This is a genomic window from Pseudomonas meliae (genome assembly GCF_001400515.1).
Lineage (GTDB): Bacteria > Pseudomonadota > Gammaproteobacteria > Pseudomonadales > Pseudomonadaceae > Aquipseudomonas > Aquipseudomonas amygdali.
In genome coordinates this window covers 1-14860 of sequence record NZ_LJQT01000049.1, presented here as the reverse complement: position 1 = coordinate 14860, position 14860 = coordinate 1, and the positions used below count along the sequence as shown (strand labels likewise).

The window sequence follows — 14860 nt, the reverse complement described above, 5'->3', positions numbered from 1 at the left end:
TTTTCAGAGGATACTTAAGGGTGAATGCGTGACTGTTTGCAGATAGCGACATTCGTGCCAGCTCGGCCAGACTGCTTGCGAGCCGCGAAACAGAGCCTTCCCCTGTATTCATGGGGCGAAAGCGCTTTCACAGCTGAACAATAATGAACAGTAAACACTGAACACTTGAACAAAATGAACATTGACTTTGAACAAAACTGAACGACACTGGACGGACGTTGCGGGCAAGGATGGTCACGCCGACGGGACCTAAAAACAAAAACAACACGTCATATTCGCAGGCATCCTAATGTCTCAATCCAGCGCTTCGCTCGTTCACGACATCATCATTCAGGATTCATGGAGGCGCTGCCGGGATTTCGGTCTCAGCCATCAGACGCGCCCTTCATTCGGCCAACTGCCGAACGCTGAGGTTTCCAGGCTGCTGGAGCGCCATCACGGGCTGGTGCAGACCACCCATCAGGAAGGAAGTCCTGCCGGTTTATGAAAACATTCTGAGCAACTCCAATTGCCTGATTCTGCTGGCCGACCCTCAAGGCCAGTTGCTCAAATCCTGGGGCGCGCAACGCTTCGTCGAGTCTTCTCAGGCACAGGGCTTCATGGCTGGCGCCAGCTGGAGCGAACGGGGCACCGGCACCAATGCCATCGGCACAGCACTGGCCTGTGAGCAGGCCATTCACATTGAACCGGACGAGCACTTCCTCAAGGCGAATCGCTTCATGACCGGTTCAGCTTCACCGATCTTCGATGCCGATCGGCGGATCATTGCCGTGCTGGATGTATCCAGTGACAGTTTCCTGCCCCCCTCGCATACCCTGGGTATGGTCAAGATGATGAGCCAGTCGGTGGAAAACCGACTGATCCTCGATCAGTTCCGCGACTCCCACTATCAGTTGATCTTCAATACGGGCCTGAACAATCTCGACAGCCAATGGGCAGGCCTGCTGATTTTTGACGAAAGCGGCCAGATCCTTTGCGCCAATCGACGCGCTGACAATTTGTTGGGTACGACGCCGTCCGGTGCCAGTATCGAAACGTTGTTCAAATGCCCGATCCTGCAACTGCTCAGCGAGACAGAAGCGCGGCCGTTTGCGCTGCACGCGTTTGGCAACAATCGCTTTCAATGTCTGCTCAAGCGTCCGACCCGCAAGCCGCTGAAGCTGCACAGCGTCCAACCGGCTCAGGCACCTGTCGCGCCGCGGAGCCTAGATCTGGAGGCGATCAGCCTGGGTGATGCAAAAATCGAGAAAGCCGTCAATCAGGCGCAGCGGCTGCTGGAAAAAGACATCCCGCTGCTGATCCACGGGGAAACCGGGGTCGGCAAGGAAGTGTTTGTCAAAGCCCTGCATCAAGCCAGTACCCGCGCCACTCAGCCGCTGATCGCTGTCAACTGCGCGGCGATCCCGGCCGAACTGGTCGAGGCCGAGCTATTTGGCTATGAAAGGGGGGCGTTCACCGGTGCCAGTCAAAAAGGCAGCATTGGCCTGATTCGCAAAGCCGACAAAGGCACGCTGTTTCTGGATGAAGTCGGTGACATGCCCCTGCCGGTACAGGCGCGATTGCTGCGTGTGCTGCAAGAACGCTGCGTTCAGCCGTTGGGCAGCAGTGAATTATATCCGGTAGACATACGCCTGATTTCAGCCACCAATCGCAGCCTGCGCGATCAGGTTCAGACGGGGCACTTTCGCCAGGACCTTTATTATCGAATCAGTGGGCTCAACATCGAGTTGCCGCCGTTGCGCGAGCGCACCGACAAACATGCACTCATCCAGCGTATCTGGGAGCGGCATCGCGACGCTCATCAACGGGCAGGGTTTTCCAGAGAGGTTCTCGAGCTATTCGAACATCACCCGTGGCCGGGCAACATTCGTCAGCTCAACAGCGTGATTCAGGTGGCGCTTGCTTTGGCAGATGAACAGCCGATCAGTACCGAGCACCTGCCGGAGGATTTTCTGCTGGATATGGGCATGGATGAGGACTGCCGAGAGCCGGTGAAAACTCAGGAATCCACTGTGCGCCTTCACACGACAGAAGACCTGAGCCAACTGTTTCAAGCGGCTGGCGGAAATATTTCACAGCTGGCAAAACGTCTGGGGGTAAGCCGCAACACGCTATACAAACGGTTGCGGGAACAGCGGATTGTCTAGTTTTTGGCTTTCGGCAGACCGCACATCGAGGATCGGACGCGGAGCGTCCAGAACAGCATGCCCACGATGAGCGTGGGCACGATAGTCTTCCGGGTCATTTCGTTCCCATGCTCCGCGTCACTAGCCGCCTTATTTGATCAGTCCGCCAAACGCCAGGTCGTGCCGCCCTTGCCGTCTTCCAGCAGTACACCCATGGCGGTGATCTGGTCGCGAATCCGGTCGGATTCGGCCCAGTCCTTCGCCGCGCGTGCAGCCAGACGTGCCTGAATCAGCGCTTCCACTTGCGCCGCATCGACCCGCCCTTCCGCGCCTGCACGCAAAAAGTCGTCGGCTTCGAGCTGCAGAACACCCAGCACACTGGCCAACTGCTTCAAGCGCGCCGCCAGACCCGCCGCTGCGGTGACATCGGATTCACGCAGACGATTGATCTCACGGACCATTTCGAACAGTACCGCACACGCTTCCGGCGTGCCGAAGTCATCATTCATCGCCGTGCTGAAACGCTCGACGAACGCTTCCCCACCCGCAGGATCGGCAACCGGCAACCCCTTGAGCGCGTGATAGAAGCGTTCCAGCGCCGCCTTCGACTCACGCAGGCTGTCTTCGGAGTAGTTGATCGCGCTGCGGTAGTGGCTGGATACCAGCAGGTAACGCACCACTTCCGGATGGTATTTCTCCAGCACGTCGCGGATGGTGAAGAAGTTGTTCAAGGACTTGGACATCTTCTCGCCATTGATGCGAATCATCCCGCAGTGCAACCAGGCATTGGCGTAGGTCCTGCCGGTGGCCGCTTCGCTTTGGGCAATTTCGTTTTCATGGTGCGGAAACTCCAGATCGCTGCCGCCACCATGAATATCGAAGGTGTCACCCAGGCAGCAGGTCGACATCACCGAGCATTCGATATGCCAGCCCGGACGCCCTGCGCCCCATGGCGACTCCCAGCTCGGCTCGCCAGGCTTGACGCCTTTCCAGAGCACGAAGTCCAGTGGGTCTTCCTTGGACTCATCCACTTCGATCCGCGCGCCGATGCGCAGGTCTTCGATCTTCTTGCGTGACAGCTTGCCGTAACCCTGAAACTTGCCGACCCGGTAATACACATCGCCGTTACCCGGCGCGTAGGCATAGCCCTTGTCGATCAGGGTCTGGATCATGGCGTGCATGCCGGGGATATGATCGGTGGCACGCGGCTCCATGTCCGGCTTGAGGATATTGAGGCGCGCCTCGTCCTCGTGCATGGCGTCGATCATGCGCGCAGTCAGCGCGTCGAACGACTCACCGTTGTAACGCGCACGATTGATGATCTTGTCGTCAATGTCGGTGATGTTGCGCACATAAGTCAGCTCGTAACCGCTGAAGCGCAACCAGCGAGTCACCAGATCGAACGCCACCATGCTGCGCCCATGGCCCAGATGGCAGTAGTCGTACACGGTCATCCCGCAGACGTACATGCGCACCTTGTTGCCATCCAGAGGTTTGAATACTTCTTTGCTCTTGGTAAGCGTGTTGTAAATAGAAAGCACTATCTGCCCCTCGGACATCTCAGGTCCAGGAATCCCGCAACGTGACCGTGCGGTTGAAGACTGGTTGACCAGGTTTCGAGTCCTTGATGTCCGCGCAGAAATAACCTTCGCGTTCGAACTGGAAACGGTCTTCCGGTTGCGCGTGTCCCAATGATGGTTCAGCACGACAACCGGTCAGCACTTGCAGGGAATCAGGGTTGATATTGTCCAGAAAGCTCGCGCCGTCTTCGGCTTTTTCCGGGTTGGCGGAGCGGAACAGACGGTCATACAGACGCACTTCGCATTCAACGCTCTCGGCCGCTGGCACCCAGTGCACAACGCCCTTGACCTTGCGGCCTTCAGGGTTCTTGCCCAGGGTGTCCGGATCGTAGGAGCAACGCAGCTCGACGATATTACCCTCTGCGTCCTTGATCGCTTCGTCGGCGCGAATCACATAGCTGCCACGCAAACGTACTTCACCATTGGGTTCAAGACGTTTGTAGCCTTTTGGTGGCTCTTCCATGTAATCGTCGCGATCGATGTAGATCTCCCGCGAAAACGGCAGCTCGCGCATGCCCAGGTCTTCTTTCGGATGGCGCGGCAGTTCCAGCTTCTCGACCTGACCTTCCGGATAGTTGGTGATGACCACTTTCAGGGGGCGCAGCACACACATGGCGCGCGGCGCGCTGTGGTCCAGGTCGTCGCGAATGCTGAATTCGAGCATACCGAAATCGACCACCCCGTCAGAGCGATTGGTGCCGATCATTTCGCAGAAATTGCGAATCGATTTCGGCGTGTAGCCACGACGACGAAAACCGGACAGCGTCGACATGCGCGGGTCATCCCAGCCACTGACGTGTTTCTCGTCAACCAGTTGCTTGAGCTTGCGCTTGCTGGTGATGGTGTAGTTCAGGTTCAGCCGCGAGAACTCATACTGACGCGGTTTGCACGGCACCGGCAGGTTGTCGAGGAACCAGTCGTACAGCGGACGATGGCTTTCGAACTCCAGGGTGCAGATCGAGTGGGTGATGCCTTCAAGGGCATCCGACTGACCGTGGGTGAAGTCATAGATCGGGTAGATGCACCACTTGTCGCCGGTCTGATGGTGATGCGCATGACGAATGCGGTAGATGATCGGGTCACGCAGGTTCATGTTCGGCGAGGCCATGTCGATTTTGGCACGCAGTACACGGGCACCATCTTCGAATTCACCAGCCTTCATACGCGCGAACAGGTCGAGGTTGTCCTCGACGCTGCGCTCACGGAACGGACTGTTCTTGCCCGGCTCGGTCAGGGTGCCGCGGTATTCGCGGGCCTGCTCGGGGGTCAGATCGTCAACGTAAGCCTTGCCTGCCTTGATCAGCTCGACCGCCCAGTCGTGCAACTGGTCGAAATACTGCGAGGCGTAGCGCACTTCGCCCGCCCACTCGAAGCCCAGCCACTTGACGTCACTCATGATGGCGTCGATGTATTCCTGGTCTTCCTTGCCCGGGTTGGTGTCATCGAAACGCAGATGCGTATCGCCACCGAACTCCTTGGCCAGACCGAAGTTCACGCAGATCGACTTGGCGTGACCGATGTGCAGGTAACCGTTGGGCTCTGGCGGAAAGCGCGTGATGATTTTACTGTGCTTGCCCGAGTCCAGGTCTGCCTGCACGATTGGACGCAGGAAATTGGTCGGTACGGCTGGGCCTGCCTTGGAATGGGCAGCGGGTTCTGGAGTGGGCTTGCTCATAGGATCCTTGGACATACGTGCGCGGCCAGGGTAGGCCGACTAAATCAAAGCGCTTATCATAGCCGAAGCTGTCAAGTCCCTGACAACAGAGTGCACATTTGAGGGCATAAAAGCTGCAAAAGCGCTGAAAAATGTAACCTCGTCCGTAAACTGCGCGTCAGGGTCATAATGTGCCCATTCATGCATGACTATTAGAGCGACTTTCCACATGTCCAAAGTAAAGCTGACCACCAACCACGGCGACATCGTTCTGCAACTGAACGCAGAAAAGGCGCCACTGACTGTAGCCAACTTCATCGAATACGTTAACGCTGGCCACTACGAAAACACGGTTTTCCACCGTGTAATCGGTAACTTCATGGTTCAGGGCGGCGGTTTCGAGCCTGGCATGAAAGAAAAGAAAGACAAGCGCCCAAGCATCCAGAACGAAGCCGACAACGGTCTGCCGAACAAGAAGTACAGCGTCGCCATGGCCCGCACCATGGAGCCGCATTCGGCCTCTGCGCAGTTCTTCATCAACGTGGCTGACAACGCCTTCCTGAACCACAGCGCCAAGACCGTTCAGGGCTGGGGTTACGCTGTATTCGGTGAAGTGATCGAAGGCACTGATGTCGTCGACAAGATCAAGGGCGTTGCGACTACCAGCAAAGCCGGTCATCAGGACGTGCCTGCAGAAGACGTGATCATCGAGAAAGCCGAGATCGTTGAGTGATACTGCTGATCTCCGATCTGCACCTTGAACAGGAGCGCCCGGACATTACNNTTACCCGGGCGTTTCTGGATCTGCTCGCGGGCCGCGCCCGCGAAGCCGAGGCGCTGTATATCCTCGGGGATTTCTTTGAAGTCTGGATCGGTGACGACGCCATGTCACCGTTTCAGCTTTCAATCTGCAAGGCCCTGCGCGTATTGAGTGACAGCGGCACACGAATTTTTCTGATGCACGGCAACCGCGACTTCATGATCGGCAAGGGTTTCTGCAAGGCAGCGGGTTGCACCCTGTTGAGCGATCCGAGCGTCGTGCAGTTGAACGGTGAGCGCGTGCTGTTGATGCATGGCGATAGCCTGTGCACCCGCGATGAAGGTTACATCCGGATGCGCCGTTATCTGCGCCATCCGCTGACGCTTTTCATTCTGCGCCATTTGCCGCTGGGCACCCGGCACAAGCTGGCGCGCAAGTTACGCAATGAAAGCCGTGCGCAAACCCGTATGAAGGCCAATGATATTGTCGATGTGACGCCAGACGAGGTGCCGCGGATCATGCAGCAGTTCGACGTGCGTACTCTGGTCCACGGCCACACTCATCGCCCCGCGATTCATAAGTTGCAGATTGGCGATCAGGCAGCCAGGCGCATTGTGCTGGGCGACTGGGATCGTCAGGGCTGGGTGTTGCAGGTGGATGAGCAGGGTTTCAGTCTGAACTCATTCGACTTTATGCCCGAGACGACTGCGCTGTTGAATTGATGGCGCGGGAACGCGGCTGAGAGCACAGCGGTTCTGCGATGTCAGGTGGATTGGGGTTCGACTCAGGTCACCTTTTTCACCCCTCGGCGAGTTACTTTGAGGGGCCATAGCAACCAAAGCCCCTCGCTCCTGTTTCCGGCCCGACTTCGTCGGATTCCTTCGCCGTGTCACTAAGGTCGCACTCTGCGTCGCCAGTGCCATCGCGGTTGAAACGCACTGCGTTGGCAGTTGCTATTTATATGGCATGCAGATCGTGACGCTCAGGCGATCGACCCCATCACCGGCTCTTCGCCTGCAACGGGCACGTCATGCAGCGAGATTTTCGAGGTCTCCGGTAAGGCCAGACCGCCAGCCATCGCCAATACGGCTACGGCAATGAGGTAGAACGCTGGCGACAGGTTGCTGCCCGTGACACCGATCAGCCAGGTCGCCACCAGCGGCGCGGTGCCGCCGAACAGGGTGTAGGCCATGTTGTAGGTGATTGCCGAGGCGGTATAGCGGGTGCGGGTCGGGAAGGTTTCCGACAACAGCGCTGCCGTCACTACACCGCACAGCACTGCGCCCACAGCAAGCAGCATGACCCCGATGATCGAGGCAATGAACGAGCCGGAGCTGGCCATCAGGGATGACGGAAACACCACGACCATCAACAGAGTACAGGCCGTTGCCATGGTGACCCGACGGCCTACCCGATCCGAATAGGCACCGGCCAGCGGACAGAGAGCAGCGGCGAAGGCCAGTGCGATCAACGAAACCAGCAGCGCCGTCGCCCTGCTCAACCCGCCGGCCACTTGCAGGTAGGTCGCAAAGTAAGTGGTGAACATATAGAACGACAGCGCCGTCAACGACACGAACGCTCCCAGACAACACATGGCCGCTGCATGATGGCGCAAGGTGTCCTTGAGTGGCGAGTGAGCCACGGCGTGCTCTTGCGTGACAGCCTGAAAGGCCGGGGTTTCGTCGAGCTTCCAGCGCAAGTACAAGCCGACCAGCCCCAAGGGCGCTGCAATCAGAAACGGCAGGCGCCAGCCCCAACTGCCCATGGCTTCGGTCGACAGTGACGACTCCAGCGCGTAAGCCACCACTGCTGCGGCAGCGAAGGCGGAAAACGTCGACACCGGCACGAAGCTGCCGTACCAGGCCCGCTGCGTGCGCGGAGCGTGCTCCATGAGGTAGGCGCAGGCCCCGGCATACTCCCCTCCGACCGAGAAACCCTGCGCACAGCGAATCACGGTCAGCAGAATCGGCGCCATCACGCCAATCGCCGCATACGTCGGCAACAGACCGATCAGTGTGGTCGCGCCTGCCATCAACAGGATGGTCATCGCCAGGGTCTTCTTGCGCCCGATGCGGTCACCCAGCATGCCAAAGAAAATCCCGCCCAATGGCCGGAATGCGAAGGCCACGGCAAACACGGCGAAGGTTTTCAACAACGCGGCGCTGCTGTCACCGCTGGGGAAAAATTGCAGCGCGATGGTGGTTGCCAGAAAGCCGTACACGGCGAAATCGAACCATTCGACGAAGTTGCCGATGGCCGCCGCGACGATGACCTTTTTCAGCGTGGCAGGATCGACTTGCTCTACGGCGGTAGTTGTCATGGCTGACCTCAGCGTATTGATCTGGAATGGACCAATTATCGAGACAGCGACCCGGATGCCTCACTCCAGAAGTGTCATCCACGTAGTCATGGCCGACGTCTCGCCACCGATCTGCGCAGAATTCATGCCAAAGGCTCTGCCACAAGGCTTACAGGCCCATCGCGCGCCGCCCCTGCAGGCCACCGGTATGGACGAGGACCAGGCGGCTGCCTGACTTGAACCGACCGGCCAGCACCTCATCGTGCAGGGCCAGCAAAGCCTTGCCGGTGTACAAGGGCTCCAGAGGTACGCCGCTATGCGCCTCGCTGCTGGCGATGAAGTCGAGCAGCGCGGCATCGGTTCTGGCGAAACCGCCCCGGCTGGCCTCCAGCAGGACACAGGCAGCGGGCAGGTTCGGCGAGGCGTTCACCTGCGACCCTGCGGCTTCTTTCAACACAGCCACGATGTTTTGAGCAACGCCATGATCGTCCGGCACCGCCATCGCGCCATATACCGGATGGGCGCCGGCCTCGGCCAACAGCAAACCGGCAAGCGTTGTGCCTGTGCCGACTGCCAGCCACCAGCCGTGATAATCGTCCCAGCCAAGGTGCCCGAGCTGGCTATCGACCATCTCCCGCAACCTTGCGCAGCCCAGCGCACCGGCAAGCCCGCCACCGCCTTCGGCAATCGGATACAGCTCAGGATATTGCGCCTGCCAGGGCAGCCAGAAATCCGCAGCATGTCGTGCTCGATAACCCGCATAACCCAACCAATGCAATTGCATGCCAAAAGCTTGCAGGTCCAGTAACGTCGGCGTCTGCTGGGCGTGACCACGCAACAGGCCCACCGTCGGGAAACCGAAGCGCCTGCCCGCTGCTGCCAGAGCATGGAGATGATTGGAGTGTGCGCCGCCCAGGCTGATCAATCCCTCTGCACCCGCCTCGACAGCCTGGGTCAGGTGTTCGCTGAGCTTGAACCATTTGTTGCCGCTGATGAGCGAGTCAATAAGGTCCAGGCGCAGGATCGCCACCTCGACCCCGGCATCTTGCAGCCAGGGCAGGTTCAAGCGTTGCAGCGCAGCAGTGGGCTGCCAGTCAAGGGCGTCAACGATCATCCGCGCAGTTTACAGACAAGCTCAATCAGAGCGCAGCGGCCAGACGCGAACCCTGATCGATAGCGCGTTTGGCATCCAGCTCGGCGGCAACGTCTGCACCGCCGATCAGATGGACGCTTTGCCCGGCGCTGACCAGATCGTCATACAGCTCGCGCAACGGGTCCTGCCCGGCGCAAATCACAATGTTATCTACCGCCAGCAGCTTTTCCTCGCCGTCTTCACCAATGCGAATATGCAACCCGGCATCGTCGATTTTCAGGTACTGGACACTGTTTAGCATATGCACCTGCTTGTTTTTCAGCCCGGTGCGGTGAATCCAGCCGGTGGTCTTGCCCAGGCCGTCGCCCACCTTGGAGCTCTTGCGTTGCAGCAGGTACACCTGGCGTGCCGGGGCGTGCACATCAGGTTTGATCCCGGCCACGCCGCCGCGCGCTTCAAGCGTGGTATCGATGCCCCACTCTTTCCAGAACGCCTCACGATCCAGGCTGGTGGCCACGCCCTGATGCACGAGAAATTCCGACACATCGAAACCGATACCGCCTGCGCCGATCACTGCCACGCTGCGCCCGACCGGCTTGCGCTGCAAAATGACATCCAGATAGCTGAGCACTTTTTGGTTATCGATACCTGGGATGGCAGGAGTGCGCGGTGCGATGCCGGTTGCCAGAATCACCTCGTCAAAGCCAGCCCCCAGCAAGTCTTCGGCTTTTATGCGAGTGCCGAGGCGCAACTGCACGCCGGTTTCTTCCACTTTGTTGCGGAAGTAACGCAGCGTCTCGGAAAACTCTTCCTTGCCCGGCACGCGCTTGGCGATATTGAACTGGCCGCCGATTTCGCTGGCCGAATCGAACAACTTCACCTCATGTCCGCGCTGTGCAGCAACGGTTGCAGCAGCCAGACCGGCAGGACCGGCACCCACCACGGCAATTTTCTTCACCTGCCGGGTGGGCAGGTAGTTGAGTTCAGTCTCGTGACAGGCGCGCGGGTTGACCAAGCAACTGGTGAGCTTGCCGCCGAAGGTGTGGTCAAGGCAGGCCTGATTACAGCCGATGCAGGTGTTGATCCGTTCGGCGCGCCCCGCCGCAGCCTTGTTGACGAATTCCGGGTCGGCCAGAAAAGGACGAGCCATCGAGACCATGCCGGCGTCGCCTTCGCTGAGGATGCGCTCGGCAACTTCCGGGGTATTGATGCGGTTGGTAGTGATCAGCGGCACCTTCACCGAACCACGCAGTTTGGCAGTGACCTTGCTGAACGCTGCACGCGGCACCTTGGTGGCGATGGTCGGAATACGTGCCTCGTGCCAACCGATCCCGGTGTTGATCAGCGTCGCACCCGCCTGTTCGACCGCCTTGGCCAGCTGGACGATCTCTTCCCAGGTGCTACCACCCTCCACAAGGTCCAGCATCGACAGTCGAAAGATAATGATGAAATCCGCACCGACCGCCTCACGCACCCGCGTAACGATCTCGACCGCCAGGCGCATGCGGTTTTCATAGCTGCCGCCCCAGCGATCGGTGCGGTGGTTGGTATGTGCGGCGAGGAATTGATTGATGAAATAGCCTTCCGAACCCATGATTTCGACACCGTCATACCCGGCACTGCGGGCCAGCGTGGAACAGGTCACGAAATCAGCGATCTGCCTTTCGATGCCCTCTTCGTCCAGCTCACGCGGCGTGAACGGATTGATCGGTGCCTGGATAGCACTCGGCGCAACCTGCTTGCGGCTATAAGCGTAGCGACCGGCATGCAGGATCTGCAGGCAGATCTTGCCGCCAGCCTCGTGGACGGCACGGGTAACGATGCGATGCTGCTCCGCCTCTTCGGCATTGGTGAGTTTTGCCGCACCGTCGTAGACGCCACCCTCTTCGTTGGGCGCGATCCCGCCGGTCACCATCAACCCGACCCCGCCGCGTGCCCGCTCGGCAAAATAAGCCGCCATGCGCTCGAAACCACCCGGCCGCTCTTCAAGACCAGTGTGCATCGAGCCCATCAAGGTCCGGTTGCGCAAGGTTGTGAAGCCCAGGTCCAGCGGGACCAGCAGGTGCGGGTAATGAGCAGCAGTCATGGCGAAGCTCCATCGAGTCAATCACGGGAAAACAAGGACCTCTGCGGGTCCTCTCATGGGCAACAGTAAAGACGCATCCAGCCCCACACTCAATGACCGAAAGTGACAAGTTATTGATCCAAACGCGCAGCGGCACTTGGCAAGCGACTGACGTCGTCCTACCCTAGTCGACAATTCCCTGATGGCAGCCAGCCGGCCTTTTTATGCGCAAACTCTTCGCCATCTGTCTGATCCTGCTGAGCATAGCCAGCCTTGTCAGCTACGCAGTCTGGACCGGACAACGTCCGGCGGGCCACTACCTGTCCGATCTGCGCATTCGCCTGGCAATCAATGAAGGCGAGCCCGGTGAACGCGGAAACATGCTGGGCATCGAGCCGGAGCTGTTCCCCACGGACTACCAGAACACTGACCGACTGCACCGCAAGCTGGCCGCCTATCTGCAACAGGCCCGCGATTACGGGCTGATCAACCACAGAACGGTGGTAGTACTCCCCGAGCATATCGGCACCTGGCTGTTCGCCAGTGGCGAGAAGGATGAGCTTTATCAAGCAGCAACAGTCGATGAAGCGATGGACTGGCTGTCCTGGAGCAATCCGCTGCAATTCATCACGGCGATGCTCAGTGCCGAAGGCCAGGACCGTTTGGATGACGCCCATCTGCGCCTCAAGGCACGATCGATGGCACGCGACTATCAGGCACTGTTCGGCGGTCTGGCCAAAGAGTTCGGCATAACACTGGTGGCAGGCTCGATTGTGCTGCCGGAACCAAGCGTTGAAAACGGTCAGTTGAAAGTCGGTAAAGGCGCCCTGTACAACAGCAGCCTGACATTCGGCAGCGATGGCCAGCCGCTCGGCCAGCCTCAGCGTCAGCTGTACCCGGACCGTTTTCAGAAACGCTACGTGCACACGGCGAGCGACGCACCATTGAATGTGCTCGACACGCCCGCAGGGCGTCTGGCCGTGCTGATCGGTAGCGACAGTTGGTACGCGGACAATTACGCACGCTTGAATCAGAGCGGTGCGCAGCTGATTGCGGTGCCTGCTTTTGTGATCGGCAAGGCCACTTGGTCCGAACCGTGGCGCAAGCCTCGGCACTCAAGCATCGATATGGCAGCCGACAATCCAAGCGAGGGCGAAGCCTGGCATCGCCTGACCCTGATCGGCCGTCCAGCGCAAAGCAGTGCACAGGCAGGGGTCAGCGTGTTCATGCGCGGGCAATTCTGGAATCAGGGCGTTGCCGGGCAAAGTTTTGCCAGCCACGCAGGTCAGACAATTGCCGAACCGTCGTCTGACAATGGCCCCGCTGGTGGTGCCCGCCTGATCAACCTCTGGCTTTGACGATGCCGCCCTTGACCCTGCGCCTTGGTGACCTGTCGGTGGGCTACATCCAGAGTCTGGCCGGTGCGATCACTCGCTTAGGCAAGAATCCTGATCCGCTGCTCGAGCAGTACGGTCTGGACCCCGCCCGCCTGAGTCAGGCGCGTGCGCGACTGTCTATCCCACGCTACATGCGCCTGGGGCATGCTGCCATACAGCTTACCGGCCAGCCCGGGCTCGGCTTGCACATGGGCCAGCTCAGTCGTTTCGCGCATGCAGGTCTGGCGGGCGTGACCGCCGCCCAGGCTCCCACAGTGCGCGAGGCCGCCCGCACGCTGATCCGTTTCGAGCCATTGTATGCCTCCAACTATCGCGGTCAGTCGAGCTTTCACGAGGATGCGCAAGGCGCCTGGATGCGCTTCTATTCAATCAGCCCCTATAACGCTTACAACCGCTTTGTTGTGGACTCGATTTTGGCTGGCTGGCTGGCTCAGCTCTCAACACTGGCGGGCACCAGACTACGTGCACAACGTGTCGAGATCGAATTCGATGCGCCTGACTACGCCGCGAAATACGCCAGCCTAAGCGACAGCCCGGTGATATTTGCCGCAGCCACCAATCAACTGCGCCTGGATCAGAGCTGTCTTGCATTACGCAACCCTGACCACTGCCCGAGTACCTGGCGGCATTTGCTGCAATTATGCGAAGGCGAACTGGAGCAACAGACCCGTACCCGCAGCTTGCGTGAACGCATTATTCAATTGCTTGGGCCGCTATTGAACGGTGGCAGGGAACCGGATCTGGAAGAGGTGGCGGCAAGGCTCAAGCTGCCGACCTGGACACTGCGACGCAAGCTGGCCGAGGAAGGCACATGCTTTCGCGCCGTACTCAATGACACGCGGCGTGATCTGGCGATGACTTATATTCGCGACACTGAACTGGCGTTCGGGGAGATCGCCTACCTGCTGGGGTTCGCTTCTGCCGAAGCCTTTCAACGCGCCTTCAAACGCTGGAACGCACAGACTCCAGGAGAGTTCCGCCGCAGCCAGCGCCAAAGCGCATGAAGCCTTTCATAACTCGGTAGCGTCGTCGGCAGGCTCTACCGGGTCCAGCTCCGATGCACGGTATTCAAGCAGTTCTTCCTGGTATTCGTCCATTTCTTCGCCCTCTTGGCTGATTGAGTATGGGTGATAATTAAAGCTGAAATAACTGACCGCAAGATCAACATTAAAGTGCCAATGTGAAATAAAAATGTTGATCCCTATCAAACAGACGAAAAAGATCGTCGCCGATTCAGCACGTCTCTCGATACGCGGCCAGCCAGGCACTATTGACTTGCAGGCCCGTGTCGACCTAACCTCAGGGCCATGAACCTCATCAAGCAAAACCTCGGCCAGATTATTATTACCGTCATTCCAGTCATGGCGGGTTAGCCGACGTTTGCAAAAACCCGCCCTGGAGGCGGGTTTCTTCTGTCTCCTGGGCAACATTATTGAACCAGGAGTCAGACATGATCGTTATCCCTCGCTCTATCGCCCTTCGCGCCTTCCTGAACCTGATTAGCGGTCTGCCATCTGTTGCCGCCCTGCGCATGTATGAGGGAGCGACGCGATGAGCCAAGGCCAGCACGATCTGCTCAATCATTACGCCCGCAAAATCCTCACCTCCCGTGTTTATGACGTGGCTATCGAAACCCCGCTGCACGGCGCTCGCCAGCTGTCCGAGCGGCTGGGAAACCGGGTATTGCTCAAGCGCGAAGACCTGCAGCCGGTGTTCTCCTTCAAGATTCGCGGCGCGTACAACAAGCTGGCGCAATTGACCGCAGAAGAGGCCGCACGCGGCGTGGTCACGGCCTCGGCGGGTAACCACGCGCAAGGTCTGGCACTGGCAGCGCGTGAACTGGGCATTCTGGCGACTATCGTCATGCCGCGCACCACCCCGGAAAT

Annotated in this window: 11 protein-coding genes and 1 pseudogene; 6 read left to right on the top strand and 6 right to left on the bottom strand. The window is 59.0% G+C overall.

Going from position 1 to position 14860, the window contains the following annotated elements; translation table 11 throughout:
- The first annotated feature begins 289 nt into the window (after positions 1 to 289).
- Positions 290 to 2147: pseudogene (locus tag ALO64_RS02335) on the top strand (sigma-54-dependent Fis family transcriptional regulator).
- Between the two features lie 137 nt (positions 2148 to 2284).
- On the opposite strand, the gene cysS reads toward ALO64_RS02335, so the two are convergent.
- On the bottom strand, positions 2285 to 3667 hold the full coding sequence (gene cysS, locus ALO64_RS02330; RefSeq protein WP_044343547.1) for a cysteine--tRNA ligase: 1383 nt from the start codon (positions 3665 to 3667) through the stop codon (positions 2285 to 2287).
- Positions 3668 to 3686: 19 nt separating this feature from the next.
- Positions 3687 to 5381: a glutamine--tRNA ligase/YqeY domain fusion protein gene (locus ALO64_RS02325; RefSeq protein WP_044343545.1), complete on the bottom strand. Its 1695-nt coding sequence runs from the start codon at positions 5379 to 5381 to the stop codon at positions 3687 to 3689.
- Positions 5382 to 5589: 208 nt separating this feature from the next.
- Here ALO64_RS02325 and ALO64_RS02320 point away from each other — a divergent pair, with 208 nt between their 5' ends.
- Positions 5590 to 6093 carry a peptidylprolyl isomerase gene (locus tag ALO64_RS02320; RefSeq protein ID WP_004661308.1) on the top strand — a complete coding sequence of 168 codons (504 nt, stop codon included), beginning with the start codon at positions 5590 to 5592 and terminating at the stop codon, positions 6091 to 6093.
- Positions 6090 to 6842, top strand: a complete 753-nt coding sequence (gene lpxH, locus ALO64_RS02315) for a UDP-2,3-diacylglucosamine diphosphatase (protein ID WP_054991645.1) — start codon at positions 6090 to 6092, stop codon at positions 6840 to 6842. Before ALO64_RS02320 ends, lpxH begins: the two co-directional genes overlap by 4 nt.
- 260 nt (positions 6843 to 7102) lie before the next feature.
- Here lpxH and ALO64_RS02310 read toward each other — a convergent pair whose 3' ends face one another.
- From ALO64_RS02310 to ALO64_RS02300, 3 genes are all read right to left on the bottom strand, one after another.
- Positions 7103 to 8440 (bottom strand): MFS transporter, encoded by a 1338-nt coding sequence (locus ALO64_RS02310; RefSeq protein WP_044343543.1) that lies wholly within the window; start codon positions 8438 to 8440, stop codon positions 7103 to 7105.
- Between the two features lie 148 nt (positions 8441 to 8588).
- Positions 8589 to 9533: a 1-aminocyclopropane-1-carboxylate deaminase/D-cysteine desulfhydrase gene (locus tag ALO64_RS02305; protein WP_044343542.1), complete on the bottom strand. Its 945-nt coding sequence runs from the start codon at positions 9531 to 9533 to the stop codon at positions 8589 to 8591.
- A gap of 25 nt (positions 9534 to 9558) precedes the next feature.
- The gene (locus tag ALO64_RS02300; protein WP_044343541.1) at positions 9559 to 11598 is read right to left on the bottom strand and encodes an NADPH-dependent 2,4-dienoyl-CoA reductase; all 2040 of its coding nucleotides are present in this window, start codon (positions 11596 to 11598) and stop codon (positions 9559 to 9561) included.
- A gap of 203 nt (positions 11599 to 11801) precedes the next feature.
- Between ALO64_RS02300 and ALO64_RS02295 the strand changes: the two genes are divergently transcribed.
- Both ALO64_RS02295 and ALO64_RS02290 read left to right on the top strand, forming a co-directional pair.
- Positions 11802 to 12935 carry a nitrilase-related carbon-nitrogen hydrolase gene (locus ALO64_RS02295; protein ID WP_002552718.1) on the top strand — a complete coding sequence of 378 codons (1134 nt, stop codon included), beginning with the start codon at positions 11802 to 11804 and terminating at the stop codon, positions 12933 to 12935.
- Positions 12936 to 12937: 2 nt separating this feature from the next.
- Entirely contained in the window at positions 12938 to 13978 is a 1041-nt protein-coding gene (locus ALO64_RS02290) for an AraC family transcriptional regulator (RefSeq protein WP_044343540.1), read from the top strand.
- A gap of 6 nt (positions 13979 to 13984) precedes the next feature.
- Here the strand turns inward: ALO64_RS02290 and ALO64_RS26100 are convergent, their stop codons facing one another.
- Entirely contained in the window at positions 13985 to 14404 is a 420-nt protein-coding gene (locus ALO64_RS26100; RefSeq protein WP_010208991.1) for a hypothetical protein, read from the bottom strand.
- 121 nt (positions 14405 to 14525) lie between these two features.
- Between ALO64_RS26100 and ALO64_RS02280 the strand changes: the two genes are divergently transcribed.
- The coding region (locus ALO64_RS02280) for a pyridoxal-phosphate dependent enzyme (RefSeq protein WP_157058615.1) at positions 14526 to 14860 on the top strand (335 nt) is incomplete at its 3' end.